The sequence below is a fragment of the Reyranella aquatilis genome, assembly GCF_020880995.1.
GTDB classification, from domain to species: Bacteria; Pseudomonadota; Alphaproteobacteria; order Reyranellales; family Reyranellaceae; genus Reyranella; species Reyranella aquatilis.
On record NZ_JAJISD010000001.1, the window covers coordinates 116,748 to 135,701 of the forward strand.

General features: G+C 66.8%; 15 protein-coding genes and 1 pseudogene. 10 read left to right on the top strand and 6 right to left on the bottom strand.

What is annotated here, in order from left to right; genetic code table 11:
* Positions 1-289: 289 nt before the first annotated feature.
* The gene (locus LJ725_RS00520) at positions 290-1,339 is read right to left on the bottom strand and encodes an alkaline phosphatase D family protein (RefSeq protein ID WP_230548671.1); all 1,050 of its coding nucleotides are present in this window, start codon (positions 1,337-1,339) and stop codon (positions 290-292) included.
* A 45-nt stretch (positions 1,340-1,384) separates the two neighbouring features.
* On the opposite strand from LJ725_RS00520, the gene LJ725_RS00525 reads away from it, so the two are divergent.
* Positions 1,385-1,894 (top strand): hypothetical protein, encoded by a 510-nt coding sequence (locus LJ725_RS00525; RefSeq protein ID WP_230548672.1) that lies wholly within the window; start codon positions 1,385-1,387, stop codon positions 1,892-1,894.
* Here the strand turns inward: LJ725_RS00525 and LJ725_RS00530 are convergent.
* Positions 1,891-2,796: a LysR family transcriptional regulator gene (locus LJ725_RS00530; protein ID WP_230548673.1), complete on the bottom strand. Its 906-nt coding sequence runs from the start codon at positions 2,794-2,796 to the stop codon at positions 1,891-1,893. The genes LJ725_RS00525 and LJ725_RS00530 overlap by 4 nt on opposite strands.
* 101 nt (positions 2,797-2,897) lie before the next feature.
* On the opposite strand from LJ725_RS00530, the gene LJ725_RS00535 reads away from it, so the two are divergent.
* The 4 genes and pseudogenes from LJ725_RS00535 to LJ725_RS00550 all read left to right on the top strand — a co-directional run bounded on the left by LJ725_RS00535 (position 2,898) and on the right by LJ725_RS00550 (position 7,238).
* The gene (locus LJ725_RS00535) at positions 2,898-4,253 is read left to right on the top strand and encodes an arylsulfatase (protein WP_230548674.1); all 1,356 of its coding nucleotides are present in this window, start codon (positions 2,898-2,900) and stop codon (positions 4,251-4,253) included.
* Complete coding sequence (locus LJ725_RS00540; RefSeq protein ID WP_230548675.1) at positions 4,250-5,212, top strand: Bug family tripartite tricarboxylate transporter substrate binding protein; 963 nt, start codon at positions 4,250-4,252, stop codon at positions 5,210-5,212. The genes LJ725_RS00535 and LJ725_RS00540 overlap by 4 nt, the downstream gene beginning before the upstream one ends.
* A 104-nt stretch (positions 5,213-5,316) precedes the next feature.
* Positions 5,317-6,156: pseudogene (locus tag LJ725_RS00545) on the top strand (TauD/TfdA dioxygenase family protein).
* Positions 6,156-7,238 (top strand): SGNH/GDSL hydrolase family protein, encoded by a 1,083-nt coding sequence (locus tag LJ725_RS00550; protein WP_230548676.1) that lies wholly within the window; start codon positions 6,156-6,158, stop codon positions 7,236-7,238. The pseudogene LJ725_RS00545 and the gene LJ725_RS00550 overlap by 1 nt, the downstream one beginning before the upstream one ends.
* On the opposite strand, the gene LJ725_RS00555 is transcribed toward LJ725_RS00550, so the two are convergent.
* Positions 7,212-8,900 (bottom strand): serine aminopeptidase domain-containing protein, encoded by a 1,689-nt coding sequence (locus LJ725_RS00555; protein ID WP_230548677.1) that lies wholly within the window; start codon positions 8,898-8,900, stop codon positions 7,212-7,214. The two genes, LJ725_RS00550 and LJ725_RS00555, sit on opposite strands and share 27 nt — an antisense overlap.
* Positions 8,901-9,133: 233 nt before the next feature.
* Here LJ725_RS00555 and LJ725_RS00560 point away from each other — a divergent pair, with 233 nt between their 5' ends.
* Genes LJ725_RS00560 through LJ725_RS00580 form a run of 5 tightly spaced genes read left to right on the top strand, consistent with a single transcriptional unit; the run spans position 9,134 to position 14,825 of the window.
* Complete coding sequence (locus tag LJ725_RS00560) at positions 9,134-9,373, top strand: acyl carrier protein (RefSeq protein ID WP_230549678.1); 240 nt, start codon at positions 9,134-9,136, stop codon at positions 9,371-9,373.
* Positions 9,370-10,530: an acyl-CoA dehydrogenase family protein gene (locus LJ725_RS00565; protein WP_230548678.1), complete on the top strand. Its 1,161-nt coding sequence runs from the start codon at positions 9,370-9,372 to the stop codon at positions 10,528-10,530. The genes LJ725_RS00560 and LJ725_RS00565 overlap by 4 nt, the downstream gene beginning before the upstream one ends.
* Positions 10,527-11,450, top strand: coding sequence for an amino acid--[acyl-carrier-protein] ligase (locus LJ725_RS00570; protein ID WP_230548679.1), 924 nt, complete (start codon positions 10,527-10,529; stop codon positions 11,448-11,450). The genes LJ725_RS00565 and LJ725_RS00570 overlap by 4 nt, the downstream gene beginning before the upstream one ends.
* Entirely contained in the window at positions 11,434-12,408 is a 975-nt protein-coding gene (locus tag LJ725_RS00575) for a DUF1839 family protein (protein ID WP_230548680.1), read from the top strand. The genes LJ725_RS00570 and LJ725_RS00575 overlap by 17 nt, the downstream gene beginning before the upstream one ends.
* Positions 12,405-14,825 (top strand): glycoside hydrolase family 2 protein, encoded by a 2,421-nt coding sequence (locus LJ725_RS00580; RefSeq protein WP_230548681.1) that lies wholly within the window; start codon positions 12,405-12,407, stop codon positions 14,823-14,825. Before LJ725_RS00575 ends, LJ725_RS00580 begins: the two co-directional genes overlap by 4 nt.
* Here the strand turns inward: LJ725_RS00580 and LJ725_RS00585 are convergent.
* The 3 genes from LJ725_RS00585 to glnA form a co-directional block, all read right to left on the bottom strand.
* Positions 14,822-16,015 (bottom strand): CaiB/BaiF CoA transferase family protein, encoded by a 1,194-nt coding sequence (locus tag LJ725_RS00585; protein ID WP_230548682.1) that lies wholly within the window; start codon positions 16,013-16,015, stop codon positions 14,822-14,824. The genes LJ725_RS00580 and LJ725_RS00585 overlap by 4 nt on opposite strands.
* Positions 16,012-16,878 carry a hypothetical protein gene (locus LJ725_RS00590; RefSeq protein ID WP_230548683.1) on the bottom strand — a complete coding sequence of 289 codons (867 nt, stop codon included), beginning with the start codon at positions 16,876-16,878 and terminating at the stop codon, positions 16,012-16,014. Before LJ725_RS00590 ends, LJ725_RS00585 begins: the two co-directional genes overlap by 4 nt.
* 616 nt (positions 16,879-17,494) lie before the next feature.
* A complete protein-coding gene (gene glnA / locus LJ725_RS00595; protein ID WP_230548684.1) occupies positions 17,495-18,901 on the bottom strand; it encodes a type I glutamate--ammonia ligase in 1,407 nt (468 codons plus the stop codon).
* Positions 18,902-18,954 lie beyond the last annotated feature (53 nt).

Consider the following 18,954-nt stretch of genomic DNA (forward strand, 5'->3'; position numbering starts at 1 on the left):
CTCGCCGCGTGCGCCCTGGGACGAAGGCGCGGGCCTGTCGTCCGTTCCGCGTCCTTGCGGCCTGTTGGCAGTGTCGTCCGTCATTGACGGCTGTGGAGAAGAGGAGGGAGGGGGCGTCCGGTCTTGCGCGAAGACCGTGGAGGCGGTGAGGGCGAGCGAGAGAAGCGAGAGCGAGGTGACGGTTTTCACCGATGGCATGAGGCTTCCTTGAGCGGGATCGGCGGTCGATACCGCCTTGTTCTGGCTACGCGCCGCGTCGAAGACCCATCCCTCGACTCAATCTGGGCATTCAGGTGGCAATGCCCAGCGTGTCGAAGGGGATTTCCACGGAGCGCCGCACGCTGCCGCCTTCGTCGCGCAGCGCCAGCAGCAGCCTGCGTTCCCACCAGTCGATCTCGACCACGCCGAAATTCGCGGCGGCGTAGAGGGCGCCGAGGCGATTTGGCCCGGCTTCCTTCGCCGCCCAGTAGACCATGTTGAGGCCGCTCGAGGTGGCTTCGTACAGGGGATAGAGATCCGCCGGCGTCTCGCGATAGAGGGCGCCGATGTGCCGGTCGCCCGAGAGGAACACGACGCCTTTGGCGCCGCTCGTCCGGATCGTGTCGACCAGCTTCTGCTTCTCCAGTGGGAAATTGCCCCAGCGCTCCCAGCCATGGCCCTCGGCCAGAACCTGCGTGCTCGACACGATCAGCCGTATCTCGGCAGGCCTGCGAAGCTCTTCAGCCAGCCACGCCCACTGCTCCGGACCCAGCATCGTCTTGCTGGGATCGGGGTCGGGGAGGTAGCGCTCCTTGCCCGGAGCGCCGCGCTGGTCGGTGATCCGGAGAGGCGAACGGAACCAGCGCACGTCGAGCAGAATCACATGCACCCTCATGCCCTCCGGGCCGATGATGCGTGCCTCGTAGAGACCCTCGCGCTGGCGGCGGACGTCTGCGGCCGGCACGTTCCAGAACTCGAGGAACAGTTCCTTCGAGCGCGCCTTGTGGGTGAATTCCACGCCGCCGTCGTTCAGGCCGTAGTCGTGGTCGTCCCAGATCGCGAGATGACTCACGGTCTCGCGCAGACGGGCATAGCCCGGGATGGTTCGTGCGGCGTCGTAGGCCCGCTTGAGATTCTCTCCGTCGGGGGTGCTGAAGTCGCCATAGACGTTGTCGCGGGCAAAGATGAAAAGATCGGGACGGTAGGCGAGGATCGCCTCCCAGATAGGCTGCGCCATCGACTGGTTCGCGCAGGAGCCGAAGGCGATGCGCGACAGCGGCGGGCGGCCCTGCGACAATGCCGTCGCGGGCGCGAGCGGCAGGGCCGCGAGGAGTTTGGAAAGCGTCCGTCGTGTGAACATGTCAGCCACCGAAAAGCCAGTATCCGCTCTCTAGTTTGCAAGCCGATGAAACGCCACCTGAAACGCGCCCTCGAACTCCTCTTCGTGCCGATCGCCGCGGCGATCATGTTCATCGAAGAGGTGCTGCTTCGCTATCTGGGCCTGGCGATGGCGGCATTCTCCCGGCTGCCGTGGATCGCCCGCCTGGAGGCCTGGCTGGCGCGTCTGCCGCCTTACGCGGCGCTGGTTGCCTTCGTGGCGCCCTCGATCCTGATCCTGCCCGTGAAGTTCGCGGCATTCTGGTTCGCCCTGCACGGCAAGTTCATCCTCGCCGCGGTTTCCATCGGGCTGGGCAAGATCGTCGCGACGGCGCTGGTTGCGCGGCTCTACAAGGTGCTGCGGCCGACCCTGCTGCGCCTGTCCTGGTATCTGCGTGCCGAGACCTGGCTGTTCACCTGGCGTGACCGCCTCTACGGCTTCGTGCGCGCGCTGCCGGTCTGGCAGAAGACGAAGGCCATGGTCCTGCGTTTGCGTCGCTGGCTGTCGGGCCTCATGGCCGGTCTTCTGGCCCGCTAGGCTCGCGCCAGACGACCGCCCAACTGCCGCCCCTCGCGCCGCAGGCATTCCACGAACCGCTCGACCGAAGGCGACGATGGCATCAGGGCTGGCCGAAGTACGCCGACATGGAACAGGGTCCTGGGGCGCCACGGCACCATAGCGAGGCGCCCGGCACCAAGCGTGGCCGGCGTCAGCGGGTCGGCGATGGTGACGCCCGAGCCCTGCGCCACCAGGCGGCAGGCGAACTCGAGCGAATCGACCACGATCGTCGGATGGATGGTGAGCCCGTCGGCCGCGAACATGGCCTCGACGTCGTGGCGCAACTGGGTCCCCGGACCGAGCACGACCAGGGTCTCCGCCGCAAGATCGCGCGCCCCGAGGGATTTGCGGGAGGCGAGGGGGTGGTCCGGCCGCAGCACGACGACCGCGGGCAGGCTGAGCAGGGGGTGCGATTCGATCCCGGGATTGTCCAGGGGCAAGGCGCCGATGCCGAGATCGAACGACTGGTTGGCGACCGCCAGTTCGAGTTCGCGGCGGTGGACGATCGCGACTTCGACCTCGACCTCGGGATGAAGGCGATGAAACTGCGCGACCGCCGGTGCCAGCAGACTGGCGGCGAAGCGCGGCATGCTGACGATCCGCAGGCGGACCCGCGTGCCGCCCGCGACGCGCTGGGCGACGCGGGGCAGGTCGTCGATCGCCACCAGGACGCGCCGCACCTCGGCGAAGAAGCTGGTGCCCTCGGGGGTCGGCACGAGGCGCATCCTGTCGCGATGGAACAGCCGCAGGCCGGTGCCGTGCTCCAATCCGGAGAGCAGGCGGCTCGCCGCGGACTGGCTCATGTTCAGCGACTTGGCCGCGGCGGCGAGGCTTCCCAGTTCCATGATGCGCAGGAAGAGGCGTAGGGCCTGGAGCTTCACGGCTGACCTCTTGCGGAAATCGCAACAATCCGTCTCAGCTTTGCATTTTATACATGATGATCGGGATGTCACTCTTGGCCGCTGCCCTTCCGGAGTGACCCATGACCGTTCGCCCGCCCAACATCGTCCTGATCCTGGCCGACAATCTCGGATGGGGTGAACTCGGTTGCTACGGTGGCGGCGTCCTGCGCGGCGCGCCGACGCCGCGTATCGATGCGCTGTCGGAAGAGGGCCTCACTTGTCTCAACTTCAACGTCGAGAGCGATTGCGTGCCGACGCGCTCGGCCCTGATGACGGGGCGACATCCGATCCGCACTGGGGCCATGCAGTCGGTGCCCGCCGGCCTGCCGCAGGGGCTGATCCCCTGGGAGATCACCATCGGCCAGCTGCTGCAGGGCGCTGGCTATGCGACGGCCTGCTTCGGCAAGTGGCATCTCGGTGACCGCGAGGGGCGCCTGCCCAAGGATCGCGGCTTCGACGAATGGTACGGCATCCCGCGCACCTCGAACGAAGCGATGTTCACGGCGGCGCCCGGCTTCGATCCCACGATCGTGCCGATGCCGTACGTGATGGAAGGTGTCAAAGGCGCGCCGGCCCGCAATCTTGCGGTCTACGATCTCGAGCAGCGGCGCCTCATCGACGGCGAACTCACGCGGCGGACCATCGACTTCATGGAGCGCCAGTCGGCGGCCGCGCGCCCGTTCTTCGCCTATGTCCCGCTGACTCAGTTGCACTTTCCGACCCTGCCGCATCCCGACTTCGCCGGCCGGACCGGCGCGGGTGATTTCGCCGATGCGATGGCCGAGATGGACCATCGGGTCGGCGAGATCCTCGACGCCATCGATCGCCTGGGCCTGCGCGAGGATACGCTGGTGCTGTTCGGCAGCGACAACGGCCCCGAGTTCAGGCGGCCCTGGCGCGGCACCGCGGGACCGTGGCGCGGGACCTATCACACCGCGATGGAAGGCGGGCTGCGCGTGCCCTTCATCCTGCGCTGGCCCGGCCGCATCGCGCCGCGGCGCACGACCGACGTGCTGCACATCACCGACCTCTATCCGACGCTGGCCAGGGTGGCCGGCACGAGCCCGCCGGCGGATCGCGCGATCGACGGCATCGACCAGCTCGACTTCTTCCTCGGCGAGCGAGCGAAGTCGGCGCGCGACGGCTTTCCGTACTACATCAAGACCGAGCTGCGGGCGGTCAAATGGCGCGACTGGAAAATGCATCTCATGTGGGAGGTCGAACCCAACGAGGGGCCGATCAAGCTCGAGACGCCGTATCTCTTCAATCTCGTACGGGATCCCAAGGAGGAAACCGACGCGAACATGGACGAGGGCTGGGTGCGCGGTCCGATCCGCCGCCTGATCGAAGCGTTCCAGGACAGCCTGAAGACCCATCCGCCGATTCCGCCCGGTGCACCGGATGACTTCGTGCCTCGCGCCAAGGCTGGACCATGAGGCGCGCGATCATCTCCTGCCTCGCGGCCCTTGCCGCCCTGTCGGCGACCGCGGCCGTCGCGCAGGATTGGCCGAGCAAGCCGATCCGCATCGTCGTGCCCTTTCCTTCCGGTGGCACGACCGATACGGCGGTGCGGCCGCTGGCGGACCGGCTGTCGCAGCAACTGGGTGTCGCCGTCGTCGTCGAGAACAAGCCGGGCGCGGCCGGGCGCATCGGCTACGAGTTCGCCGCCAAGGCCGCGGCCGACGGATATACGCTGCTGGCCGGAACGGACAGTCTCGGTCTGCAGCCTCATCTCGATCCGCCGCCGAACTACGACCCGATCCGCGACTTCGCGCCGATCGCGCAGCTCTCGTCGCAACCGCTCGTGATTGCCGTGCATCCTTCGCTCGGCGTGACGACGCTGCAGCAGCTCGTCGAGCTGGGACGCACGAAGCGCGAGGCCATCGGCTATGCCACGTCGGGCATCGGCTCATCGCAGAACTTCGCCGGCGAGTGGTTCGCCAGTGCCGCCGGTCTCAAGATGCTGCATGTGCCGTATCGCGGCGGGGGCCAGGCGGTCAGCGATCTCCTGGCGGGCCAGGTCCAGCTCGCGGTGCTGGGGATCGCGCCGATGCTGCCCTATCACAAGACCGGCAGGATCCGGATCCTGGCCGTGACCACGGCCGAGCAGTCGCCCGCGCTGCCCGACGTGCCGACCCTGAAGGAGCTGGGGTACGACGTCGTCGTCGACCAGTGGATGGCGCTGCTGGCGCCGGCCAGGGTCCCGCCCGTCATCTTGGAGCGGCTCAACGCCGAGGTGAACACGGCGCTGCGGGACGCACGGCTGCGCGCGGCCTATGAGAGCGCGGCGATGCGGCCGGTGGGGGGCAGCGCGGCCGAACTCGGTGCGCTGTTGCAGGGCGAGTACCGGCGGTTCGGCCAGCTCACGCGGGAACTGCGCTTCAAGGCGGAGTAGGGCGGCCTTCCGCTCCTCGGCTCCGCGTCTTTTGAGGCTGAGGGTCGCGCCTTGTTGGGCTAGGCTCACCGCACTCGAAAGAACCCGACGGGAGTCGCATGGCCATGCCGCAAGTCGTTCCCAACAAAGCAGCACTCGGCGCACGCATCGAGGGACTGGATCGCAGCGCCGCGAAGCAGCCCGCGGTGGCTGCGCTGCTGAACCAGGCGCTCGCCGAGCATCTGCTGTTGGTGGTCCCGGGCGATCCGATGACGCCCGAGCAGACGCGCGAGTTCTCGACGGCGTTCGGCCAGCCGCAGCGGCAGTTGCTGCGCTACAAGCGCAGCGGCGCGGTGCCGGACGTGTCCGTCATGGTGAGCACGCTGATGGCCGACGGCACCACGGACAAGACGGCGATCCGTGCCGAGGACTGGCACACCGACGATTCCTATTTCGCCGTACCGGCCAAGGCGACCCTTTAGCACAGCATCGAGATTCCGAGCCGGGGCGGGGCCACATGGTTCTGCAACATGCACTCGGTCTTCGAGGCGCTGCCCGAGGCCACGCGCAAGCGCATCGACGGATTGAGGGCAATCCACGGCTACGACACGCCCCGCGCGCGCAACCGTCCCTCGCCCCGCACGCCAGAGGAGATCGCCGAGACGCCGGACGTGGAGCACCCGCTGGTGCGCACCCACCCAGTGACCGGCCGCAAGGCGCTCTACCTCAATCCCAACCGCCTCGACCACATCGTCGGGCTGGAGCGGGCCGAGAGCGACGCGTTGCTCGACGAACTGGCCGATGAGGCGCGCAAGCCGCGGCATCATTTCGGTCATGTCTGGACGCGGGGCGACATCGTCGTCTGGGACAATCGCGCCACGATGCATCGCGTGGTCATCGACTATCCTGAGGGCGAACCGCGCATCATGCAGCGCGTGCTGATCGAGGGCGATCGGCCCTACTGATGGCCGGGCCGGCCCCGCCACGCCGGCTCGGCTGGTGGAGCGGGTGGGCGCTGACTGCCGGCACGATGCTTCTCTGTCTCGCAGTTGCGGAGTTCGTGCTGCGTTGGCACGCGTCTCCCGGCCTGCTCTGGCACTTTCCGAACTTCGTCGAGCGCGACCTCCGCGCGAATGACGGCGAGCGGGATCAGCTTCGCTACGATCCGGTGCTCGGCTGGGACCTGCAGCCGGAGGTATCCGGTCTTCTGGCCGGCAGGCCGATCACCATCTCGGCCGACGGCATGCGGAGTCACTCCAGGTTCGCGCCCCCGGGGAGTGGTCCGCCGATCCTCGCACTCGGCGATTCCTACACCGAAGGCTACGCCGTTGGGGACGACGAGACCTGGCCCACCCACCTCGAGAGAACGACCGGCAGGCCAGTGCTGTCGGCGGGGGTGCGTGACTACGGCATCGACCAGATGGTGCTGAAGGCCGAGCGACTCGTGCCCTTGCTGAAGCCCGCCACCGTCGTGCTGGCGTTCATTGCCTCCGACATCGACCGGACCGCGCGGGCCGTTCGCAGCGGACGGCACAAGCCGTTCTTTGCCGCGACGGCGGAAGGCCTGGAGTTGCGCAACGTGCCGGTGCCCGTCGGTCCCTACACGGCGCCCTATCAGGCGGTCCGTCGCATCCTCGGTCATTCGTTGCTCGTCCACTTCGCGATGAATCGGCTGGGTGCCTACGAAATCTGGCATGGCGACTCGCTCGAAACCGGCGAGAACGGCGATCTTCTGTCGTGCCGGCTGATGGAGCGTTTCGCTGCGCTCATGCGGCGCGAGAACACGCAGGCACTTGTGGTGGCGCTTCCCCGCTACGAGGATTGGGCCTGGCCGCGGGATGGCGAGCGTCAGCGCAAGCGGATTGCCGCGACGTTGGGGTGTGCCGGCAGGGCGGGCCTGCCGATACTCGACACCTACGACGCGTTTGCCCGGGCCGGCGTTGCCCGCGATCCCGAGGCATTCTTCGTCGAATGGCACTTCAACGAGCGATCCAATTCCCTTGCCGCTCGGTTGATCGCGTCAGGGCTGGCCACGGGAAGCCGTTGAGGGGCCAGACGAGGCACCGACGAAGTCGAGCATTTCCGTATTGGCGTCGCGGCGGCTCTCGAACGAGATCAGCGCGTGATCCATGCGCGGCACCACGCGCATCTCGGCGCCGCGATAGGATGAGAGGGCGCCGGGTTCCAGTGTGAACTCCCGCCGGAACATTTCGAGATCCTCTTCCGCCGGCGAGAACAGGAACAGCGTCCTGACGCCGCGCTGGCAGAGGTCCGAAAGCGAGGACTGTGCGAACGACTGCTTGCGGATCAGGCCCACCTCCCGTCCGGCGCGGCGCATGCCGAGGCGCACCGAGCGCAGGCCCCGGACCCAGAGCGAATGCAGCACGGTGCCGAAGTCGACGCGTCCCCCGAGCAGGGTCTGCCAGCTCTGAGGGCTGAACACTTTGCGCAGGTAGAACATCGGCGTCAGACGCCGGTGATCGAGATAAGTGATCTCGTCTGGGCGACGCGGCAGGGTGAAGAGGGGCTGGTTGACCAGCATCAGCCCGCTGATTCGGGGCTCGGCGAGCGCGGCATGGAATGCGTGGTAGGCGCCGGAGCAGATGCCCTGCACGGTGAACCTGCGGTAGCCTCTGGCCTGCAGCGCGTTGATCATCGCACGGATGTCGGCGGTCCGGTCGCTGAAGGAATGGCTCAGGATGTTTTCCGTGCCGACGGGGCCGAGGCTGTCGCCCAGTCCGGCGAAGTCGGCGCGCAAAGAGGAAATGCCGGAGCGGGCGAGACGCCTCGCGAATTCCACGCCCTGCCGCGACGCACCATAGCGAGGATCGCGCCCGCCGTTCACGATGATGACGACCTGGCCCGAGGGACCGCGATCCGGGTCACAGAGGATGCCGAAGAGGCGTCCGTCCGGCCCGAAGTTCAGGGTCGTCTCGACGCAGCCTGGGGGACGCAGCACGGCGGCCTCGGGCAGCCTGGGAAGAGCCCGCTCCGCCGCCGGGCGCGCCGTGAGGGGGAAGGCGCCGTTCATCCAGTCGATCACGTCGTGGAAAGTCGGAAGACGCACGGCGTCGAACGTCGGATGTCCCATCAGGGAATTCAGGTCGTCGCTCCAGCCGTGAGTCGTGGCCTCGGCTCCAGCCTGTCGCCAGGCTGCGAGGAAGGCGTCGAGACGTCTGCTTTCGGCTCGGGCAAACACCGCGACCTTCTGGCCGGCCCTCGGCACAGCCTCGCGCAGGTCGGTCGCCGCGATTGTGGACACCGTGGCCGGGCCGAAGCGGAACTCGCCGACTTCGATCTCGCCGGAGGGCAGCACCCGTCCACCATGCAGCTCTGCATCGAGAGTCAGCTCGCGGACGTAGGATCGGCCGCTGACGGTCGGCTCGAAGAAGAGGTAGCCTGCGACGTCCGGGCGCGACGAGGCGGCGGCCGTCGCCAGCATGGCCCCCGCGCGCATGCCGCACAGCATCACGGAACGGGCGCCGCTCACTTCCTTGAGCCAGTCGATCGCCTGCTCGACGCTCTCGCGCCAGGCCGTCCAGTGGTTTCCCGCGCGCTCGATCGCATAGTCACAGGAATCGCCAGTGCCGGGATACTCGAGACGGGCCGTCCAGTAGCCGGCGCGCGCCAGCCGGTCGGCGAGAACCCGGAGCCCGCAGTACGGTACCAACTCGTCGCCCAGAAGGCCGGGGCAGATCAGGACCGCCACGTCGCTCGCACGTTCATCGACAGGCGTGTGCAGCCACCCGAAGCAGTCGTTAACCGCAACCGGCCTCATGATACCCCATTGACCCACCAGCGTTTCCGGGACTTCCCACGGTCCCGGTACGCTGCAAATTGATTTGTTCCCCGCCCGAGAATATCCTAAACCGCAGGAAATGCTTGCGAATTTTCGATTCGCGGTGGCTGGGAGCTCCGGTGTCCGACCCCCTCAAGGTACGAATTCGAACGGTACTGAAGACTGCCGGCAGCTTGCAGCAGGGTGTCGAAGCGATCAGGGACGATTCGGACCTCCATGCGGCCGGCCTGACGTCCCATGCCACGGTTAGCCTGATGCTGGCCCTGGAAGAGGCTTTCGATATCGAATTTCCCGACCGCTTGCTGCGTCGCAAGACCTTTTCCAGCATCGACGCCATCGCCGAGGCCCTGGCGGAGATCGGCGTGCGCGACGAGGCGGCATGACCCCCTGGCTCGCCGCGGCGCGTGCGGTGGGAAGCGAGATTGCCGGCCGATACGCCGACGACGTCGATTCCCGTGCGCGTTTTCCAGCAGAATCCTTGGCCGCCCTGAAGGAGCGCGGCCTGCTCGGCATCCTGGTGCCCGTAAGCGCCGGCGGCCCTGCAGCGGATATCGCCGACGTGGTGGCGATCTGCCACGAACTCGGGCGGCACTGCGCATCGACCGCGATGATCTATGCGATGCACCAGATCCAGGTCGCCTGCATCGTGCGGCACGCCGGTACCAGCCCCTGGCAGCAGGCCTTCATGCAGCGCCTGGTACATGAGCAGCTGCTTCTCGCTTCCGCGACCACCGAGGTGGGTGTCGGCGGCGACGTCCGAAGCAGTGTCTGCGCGCTGGACGAGAGGCGGGGAAAATTCAGGCTGACCAAGCAGACGCCCGTGATCTCGTATGCCGGGAATTGCGACGCCATCCTCGCGACGGCGCGCCGGACCGCGCAGTCGCCCGCTTCGGACCAGAGGCTCGTCGTCATCCCGCGAGCCGATGCCACCCTGGAACTCCAGGAAAACTGGAACACGCTTGGCATGCGGGGAACCTGTTCCAATGGTTACCGGCTGCTGGCGGAAGGCGAGATGGGCCAGGTCCTTCCGGACGCCTATGCCGATATATCGGCACAGACCATGCTGCCCATGTCGCATCTCGTCTGGGGCGGCCTGTGGCTCGGCATCGCCAGCGAAGCCCTGTCGCGGGCCCGCGCCTTCGTTCGCGCGGAAGCCAAGCGGAAGCCCGGAGCGCTGCCGGCCGGTGCCGGACGCCTGGCGCAGGCCACCGGCGAGTTGCAGTCGATGAAGTCCGACCTTCTGTCCTGCCTGCATCAGTACGAGCAGGCACGTGCGTCGGAAGACGTTCTCTCGGGCATTCCGTTCGCGGTCGCCATGAACAACCTCAAGATCCTGAGTTCCGAGAAGCTGGTGCGGATCGTCGGGCAGGCCATGCTGATCTGCGGGCTCGAAGGTTATCGCAACGATTCGATCTTCAGTATCGGCCGCCTGCTGCGAGACGCCCATTCGGCGGTCGTGATGGTGAGCAACGATCGCATTGCCGCGAACAATGCGAACCTCGGGCTCGTGCTGCGCGACGATCCGGAGCTGCTGGCGTGACGGATCCCGCCGCCTCGGCCTACAGGCGCTTTCGGGATGAGCTGCTGCACCACGGGCTCCTGATTTCGATGGGCGTCGACGGCCTGTTCGGTCGAAGCGGCGGCTTCGAGCGGGTGCTCGAGGGGGTCAACGCGGCGATCGGCGCGGTGGGCGACGTCGATCGTCCAGAGGTGATGCGCTTCCCGCCGGGCATCGGCAGCCTTCAACTCGAGCAGAGCGGCTATCTCCGCAATTTTCCCCATCTGGCGGGAACGGTGGCGAGCTTCTCCGGCGGCGACGACGATCATCGTGCGTTGCTGGACAGTCTCTCAAAGGGAGAAGACTGGTCCGGCACGCAGCGCCCGACCGGTGTGGCGCTCACGCCGGCCGCCTGTTACGGCGCCTATCCCGTCGTGGCCGCGCGCGGACGACTGCCGGAGGCGGGCGCTCTTGTCGATGTCTACACGTGGTGCTTCCGTCACGAGCCTTCGATCGACCCGGCGCGGATGCAGATGTTCCGGCAGCGCGAGCATGTCCGGATCGGTTCACCGGCCCAGATCGCGACATTCCGCGAAACCTGGTTGGAACGCGCGCGGTCGCTGGTCGAATCCCTCGGACTGCCAATGGCCATAGAAGTCGCGAACGATCCCTTTTTCGGCAGGGTGGGGCGCATCCTCGCGAACAGCCAGCGGGAGCGGAGTCTCAAGTTCGAATTGCTCGTGCCGATCGTGGCGGAAGCGCCGCGTACCGCCTGCGTGAGCTTCAACGATCACCGCGACCTGTTCGGACGCGCCTGGGCGATCGAGGCGCAAGATGGAGGCGTGGCGCACACGGCCTGTGTCGGCTTCGGAGTCGAGCGGCTGACGCTGGCGCTTCTCCGCCACCATGGTTTCGTGCCGGGCGACTGGCCGGCCGGCGTACGCCATGTCCTCGGACTCTGAAGCCGCCGACCTGCTGGGCATTACCCCGGCCAGCTGGAGGTCGAGCCCCCTGCATGGCGGCGACAGGATCTGGCCGGAGACGAACTGCTACGTCGACCTGTGGATCGAACTGCTGCCGGCCCTGGGTCATCCCGCGGAGGCAGCGCTCGCCTTCACGGTGCTGCAGGATTTCGAGGGCGATCACTTCACCTTCTTCAAGTTTCCGCCGGAGGATCTGCAGGTCCTTTTCGGTCTCGCGGTGCAGGAGCTTCCGATCTTCGACACGGTCGAGGCGCAGTCGATGGCGCAGCTGCGGCGCGGGCATCCCGTTCTGGTCGAAGTCGATGCCTTCTGGCTGCCCGATGCGGGCGACGCCTATCGCAAGGCGCACATGAAGACCAGCATCGGGGTGATCGCCCTGCATCCGCAGGAGCGGCGGCTGGGTTACTTCCATGGCACCGGCTATTACGAGCTCGCCGGCGAAGATTACGATGGCCTGTTCCGCGAACCCGCCTTGCTGTTTCCCTACGTCGAGTTCGTCAAGCGGGACGGGAAGGCGCTCGACGGAGGCGCGCTCGTGGACGGATCGATTGCCCTGCTTCGAAGCCACCTGGATCATCGTCCGCGAAGCCATCCGATCCGGCAATGGCAGGCTGCGCTCCCGGCGCAGATGGAAATGCTGGGGCTGCGCGACATGGACTACCTCCATCTCTACGCCTTCAATGGGCCGCGCCAGCTGGGCGCCAACTTCGAGATGCTGGCGACGTATCTGGATTGGCTGACCACCCGGGGCGTCGGAGGGCTTGGCGAAGCCGCGGAGGCGGGGCGGCGGCTCGCAGAAGGGGCCAAGGCCATCCAGTTCCAGCTTGCGCGAATGGTTCATCGGCGGAAGCTTGACGCCCGGGCCATCGACCTCGAGCCACTCGCAGCCCACTACGATACTGTCTTCGACACCCTCGATGAGCGGTTCAGCGGATGACTTGTTACAGGCCCCTGGGCGCGGAATGGCGACTGGCCTGCACCGCGCCGGGGGCGGCGACCCGACCCGATGAGCTTTCGGATACGCTCGACTGGATCGGTGCGCCCGTGCCCGGCACAGCGGCGCAGGCGCTGCGCGCGGCCGGCCGCTGGATCGAGGCGGAACCGGCGCCGCTGCACGAAAAGGACATCTGGTATCGTACGAACTTCCCCGGGAGCGGCCGCCGGGTGCTTCGCTTCAACGGCCTCGCGACCCTCGCCGAGGTCTGGCTGAACGGCCGGTCGATCCTGGTTTCGGACAACATGTTCCTCGCTGAGGAAATCGAGGTCGATCTCGAGGGAGAGAACGAACTCTTCGTCGCCTTCCGCTCGCTCGATGCCGAACTGGCACGCCGCAAGGGCAGGGCGCGCTGGCGGACCGCACTAGTCGCGAACAACGCCCTGAGGCACGTGCGCACGACCTTGCTGGGCCACATGACCGGCTGGCAGCCGCCCATCCATGCCGTGGGTCCCTGGCGGTCGATCGACATCCTGGAACCGGCGGGCCCTCTGCAGCTCAGGGCGGCCGACGTGCGCGCAACCCTGGACGGCGCAGACGGCGTGGTCGAAGTCACGCTCCAGGTCGTCAGTCGGGGCGGGACCCCGCCGGTGCACCTCGAGGTCGGGGGAAAAAGTGAACCGCTCCGATGGACCGGGGAGGATCGGCTGGAGGGCAGGCTGCGCCTGCGCGACGTCCGCAAATGGTGGCCTCACACCCATGGCGAGCCGTTCCTCTACCCGGCGCGTGTCCTGGTCGGCGAGATCGAGATCGACCTCGGCCGCATCGGCTTCCGCTCCATCGAGATCGATCTTGGCAGCGACGGGCGCGGCTTCGGATTTCGCATCAACGGTCAATCCGTCTTCGCGCGCGGGGCCTGCTGGAGCGCCGCCGATCTCGTCACCCTGGCAGCAGACCGCACAGTGCTTCTGCCCTGGCTGCAGCAGGCCCGCGACTGCCACATGAACATGATCCGCGTCGCCGGGACGATGACTTACGAGAGCGACGACTTCTTCGCGCTCTGCGACGAACTCGGCATCCTCGTCTGGCACGATTTCATGTTCGCCAGCATGGATTACCCGATCGGCGACCCGGCCTTCCGAGCGAGCGTCGAGCGGGAGGCGCAGCAGTTTATCTCGCGGGCTCGGAGCCATCCATCTCTGGCCCTGCTGTGCGGCGGCAGCGAAATCGCCCAGCAGGCCGCAATGCTCGGACTGCCTCCCACTTTGTGGAGCAGCCCGCTCTACGACGAGATCCTCCCGGGCATCGCGAACTCTCTCTGCCCGGACGTTCCCTACCTGGCGCAGTCGCCCGAGGGCGGCGACCTGCCGTTCCGGACCGATGCCGGCGTTTCCCACTATTACGGAGTCGGAGCCTATCGCCGGCCGCTGGAGGATGCGCGCCGGGCGGGTGTGCGGTTCGCCTCGGAATGCCTGGCGCTCGCCAACACGGGCGCCGGTCTGCCGCAAGCCTCGGAGATGATCCCGCACGATCGGGGCGCCGACTGGGATTTCGTGGCGGTCCGGGATCACTACCTGGGCCAACTCTACGGTGTCGATGCGGCCCGGGCGCGGGCCGAGGACTCGGCTCACTATCTGCGACTGGCGCGGGCGGTGTCCGGCGAGGTGATGGAGGCCGTGGTCGCGGAATGGCGCCGGCCGGCATCTCCCTGCGAGGGAGCACTCGTGTGGATGCTCAAGGACCTCGGTCCCGGACCGGGCTGGGGCGTGATCGACTGGACGGGTGTTCCCAAGCTGGCCTGGCATGCGCTGCGCCGCGCCTTCAGGCCGATTCAGGTCGTGCTGAGCGACGAGGGACTGAACGGTCTGGACGTGCACGTGATCAATGACACCGCGGCCCCCTTGCGGGCACGCCTCCTGCTGATCTGCCTGCAGGCCGGCGACGTCGTGACGATGCGGCGCGAGTGCGAGGTCGAGCTTCCGGCGCATGGCGCCCGGACGTTGAGCACGGCGGAGATCATCGGATCGTTCTTCGACGTCACCTACGCCTACCGCTTCGGAGCGCCGGCGCTCGACGTGGCGGCGGTGACCCTGTCCGATGCCTCGACGGGCGCGCGGCTCGCCGAAGCCGCGCACTATCCGTTGGGCCGCGCAGGACTGGCGCATGATCCCGGCCTCTCGGCAACGCTGGAGCAGGACGAGACCGGATGGTCCGTAGTGGTCCAGGCGACCAGATTCGCGCCCTGCATCCAGGTCGAAGCGCCGGGCCATCGCGGCGCCGAGGAGGGCTTCTTCTTGCTGCCGGGCGAGCGGCGACGCATGGTGCTGGTGCCGACCGGCGAGCGGGAGGGGAGGCCGACTGGCCAGATCGTCTCGGTCGCACCACAGCGCGACCGGACGGCGAGCGTCCGCTTCAGTTAGCGAACGGCGCCCGACGCCCGCATCTTCTCGATCTCGGCCTCGCTGTAGCCGGCGCTGGCCAGGATGGCGTCGGTATGTTCGCCGAGGGTCGGCGCGTGCGTCTCGGTCTGCCGTTCGCCGCCGGAGAACGTGTTGGCCCGTCGAGATCGCCGGATGCGGCCTTCGCTGGGATGGTCCTCGGGCTGGAAGAAGCCCACGTCGCCGAGATGCGGATCGGTCAGCAGGTCGTCGATCGTGTTGTAGCGCGCCGCCGGCACGTCGGCCTTGTCGAAGATCTCCAGCCACTCCGCGGTGGTCCGCTGGGCGAGGCCTTCCTTGCGCACGACGAAGTAGGCGGCGGCATTCTTCGTGCGCGAGGCGGCGCTGTCGAAGCGCGGATCGGTCTTGAGTTCGGGCCGGCCGATCGCATCGAAGAAGGCGAAGGCCTGCTGGTTGGTGTTGGGGCCGACCGTGATGTAGCCGTCCTTGGTCGGCAGCGGCCTGTAATCCGGGCTCAGCAGGCGGTTGTCGCCGGTCGGCCCGACCGGCGGGTCGAAGGTGGTGGCGCCCAAATGCTCGCTCGACACGAAAGAGGCCATGTTCTCGAGCATCGGCACGTCGATCGCCTCGCCCTGGCCGGTCTTCTCGCGACGGTAAAGCGCGAAGCCGATGCATTGGGCGGCGATCAGGCCGGTCGTGTGGTCGCTCATCACCATCGGCACGAAGCGCGGCTCGCCGGTGGCGCGCTCCAGCGTGCCGGCGACGCCCGACAGGCTCTGCACGATCGGATCGTAGGCGGGGCGGTTGTAGTACCGGCCGCCACGCCCGAAGGCGAGGATCGAGCAGTGGATCAGCCGCGGGTTCTTCTTCGCGAGACTCGCATGATCGAGGCCCGCGCGCGTCAGCGCCTCGGGCCGCACGTTGCTCACGAACACGTCGGCCTTCTCGATCAGCCGATGCAGCGCTGCGAGCCCGTCCGGGTTCTTGATGTCGAGCACGATCGACCGCTTGTTGCGGTTGAAGTTGATGAACTTGCCCGACATGCCGGGATTGCGGCTGCCCTGCGCCATGGTGCGCAAAAGATCGCCGCCCGGCGCCTCGACCTTGATGACCTCGGCGCCGTAGTCGGCCAGCGTGCGCGTGCAGATCGGCCCGACGACCACCGTCGTCAGGTCGACCACCTTCACGCCGGAGAGCGGACCACCGCTCACGCTGCGAACTCCAGGTCCATCTCGCCGCACAGCACGCCGTTCTTGTCGGCGGCCCACAGCTTCAGCTTGCCATCCTTCTGTTGCTCGCCGCGCACCTCGATCAAGTCGCCGACCCACAGCGGATGGACGAGGCGGGCGCTGTAGCCCTTGAGCTCGCCCTTGGCATGCTTCAGCGCGGCATCGACCATCAGATGCATCGACAGCCCGCCGTTGGACACGATCGCGGGATAGCCTTCCTCGCTGCGCGTGTAGTCGCCGTCATAGTGGATGCGGTGGGCGTTCCAGGTGATGCCGCCGTAGCGGAAGTTGAGCGTGTTGGTGAGCTGCGTCGTCTCGGTCCAGGCCTGGTCGGTACGGGCCTGCGTCGCCACCGTGGCGGTGGTCTTCTGGCCCGGCGGCACGGCGGGGCGGTAGATCGCGTCGAACGTGTCGGAGGCGATGGTGCGGTCGCCTTGTTCGATCGTGTGGCGCATCGTCAGCACGAAGATGTCGCCCGAGCGGCCGGTCTTGGGGACGATGTTCGCCACCTCGGCCTTCTTGAGCGCCGGTTCGCCGGCCTTGAGGCGCCCCATGATCTCGACCCGGCGGCCGGCGCCCATGCGGCGCGGCATCGGAATCGGCGGCAGGACGATGCCCTTGTTCGGATGGCCGTCGGGACCGAGTTCGCCCTGGCGGATGGTTTCGGCGAAGAAGACGGTGAACCAGTGCGGCGGCAGTTCCTGGCCGCGCCTGATCGAATCGGGATCGACGTCGAAGGTCGCAGCGACGCGGCGGACGGCCATCATGCCGATATCGTCCTCGACCGTGCGAACCCGCCCGATCCAGGGACGCAGGGTCTCCATCGCTTCGTCCATCCAGCCCATGTCCGTTCCCTCAGAAGTGTTGCGGCGCGCATCCTCCAACAAAAGAAGGGCCCGCAACAGCGGGCCCTTCCATGATCCGAAAAATCGGTGGACTAGCAAGCTAGTCGTATAGGTCCATGGTTAGGCAAGGATCATGTGTGAGAGTATTCAGAAAAGTACCGCACCTCAGGACGCGGCACTCGACAGTTGCTGCTCCTTCGAACCTCACGAGCTGCGCACCAAACCATGAGAGTTGCTCGTCGGGACGCAAACACCACTTGGCCGATTGGCTGAGGACGGTTCCGTAGCACTTCCTTCCATGCCCCCCGGGTGTGGGATCGAGTGGTTCTGAAGGCTGCATCATGTTGGATATCTTGGGATGGTCGCGAAATTGCGCTTGGACCCGGCGAATGAAAGCAAGATCGTCCGTCAGGGAGGGTTGCCCACTACACCGCTCGTAAGCCTGCACACTCGTGACGATGGTATCCAAATAGCCAACGAAAAGTGCCAGAGACAGGGCTGCCAAGAGTGAAACAATCCGGACAGCCAGCGATAGGCGGGACGTCATTTCGCGATGCTACACGAAAAAGGCCGCCCGGTGAGGGGCGGCCTTCTCTCGTGAACTCGGGAGCCGAGATCAGATCGAGTAGTACATCTTGTACTCGATCGGGGCCGGCTGATGTTCCCAGTTGTAGACCTCTTCCCACTTCAGTTCCATGTAGGCGTCGATCTGGTCGTCGGTGAACACGCCGCCCTTGGTGAGGAACGAGCGGTCGGCGTCGAGGGCATTGAGGGCCTCGCGCAGCGAGCCGGCGACGGTCGGAACCTTCGACAGTTCTTCCGGCGGCAGGTCGTACAGGTTCTTGTCCATCGGGTCGCCCGGATGGATCTTGTTGTTGATGCCGTCGATGCCGGCCATCAGCATCGCCGCGAAGGCGAGGTACGGGTTGGCCGACGGATCCGGGAAGCGGACCTCGACGCGCTTGCCCTTCGGCGAGGCCGAGTAGGGGATACGGCACGAGGCCGAGCGGTTGCGCGATGAGTAGGCCAGGAGCACCGGCGCCTCGAAGCCCGGGATCACGCGCTTGTAGGAGTTGGTGCTGGCGTTGGTGAAGGCGTTCAGCGCCTTGGCGTGCTTGATGATGCCGCCGATGTAGTACAGCGCCGTCTCCGACAGGTCGGCATAGCCCGAACCGGCGAACAGCGGCTTGCCGTCCTTCCAGATCGACTGGTGGGTGTGCATGCCCGAGCCGTTGTCGCCGTAGAGCGGCTTCGGCATGAAGGTCAGCGACTTGCCGTAGCTGTGCGCGACGTTGTGCAGCGAATACTTGTACTTCTGCACGTTGTCGGCGGTCTTCACGAGCGTGTCGAACTTGAAGCCGAGCTCGTTCTGAGCCGGGGCGACCTCATGATGGTGGATTTCCATCGTCAGGCCCATGTCGGTGCAGACCGACATCATCTCGGCGCGCAGGTCGTTGTGCGTGTCGACCGGCTGGACGGGGAAGTAGCCGCCCTTGACGGCCGGACGGTGTGCGAGGTTGCCGCCCTCGACCGCGATGCCGGTGTTCCACGGCGATTCGTTGGAGGAGATGCTGTAGAAGCTGCCCTGCATCTGGACGTCGTAGCGGACGTCGTCGAACACGAAGAACTCGAGCTCGGGACCGAACACGGCGGTGTCGCCGATGCCGGACGACTTCATGAAGGCTTCGGCGCGCTTGGCGGTCGAGCGGGGGCAGCGGGCGTACAGCTGGCCGGTGGAGGGCTCGACGACGTCGCAGCTCACGATCAGCGTGGTCTGGGCCGAGAAGGGATCGAGCACGGCGGTCGACGGATCCGGCATCAGGATCATGTCGGACTCGTTGATCGCCTTCCAGCCGGCGATCGAGGAGCCGTCGAACATCACGCCGTCTTCGAAGGTGCCTTCGTCGGTGGCGGACGCCATGCGGGCCGTGTGCTGCCACTTGCCGCGAGGATCGGTGAAGCGGAAGTCAACGAACTTGACGTCCTTTTCCTTGATCATCGCCAGAACCTGTTTGGCATCCATTGTCGGTCGTCCCTCTACTTGTGGTTTACTGCTTCAGCCCCCAAAGGCCGGGT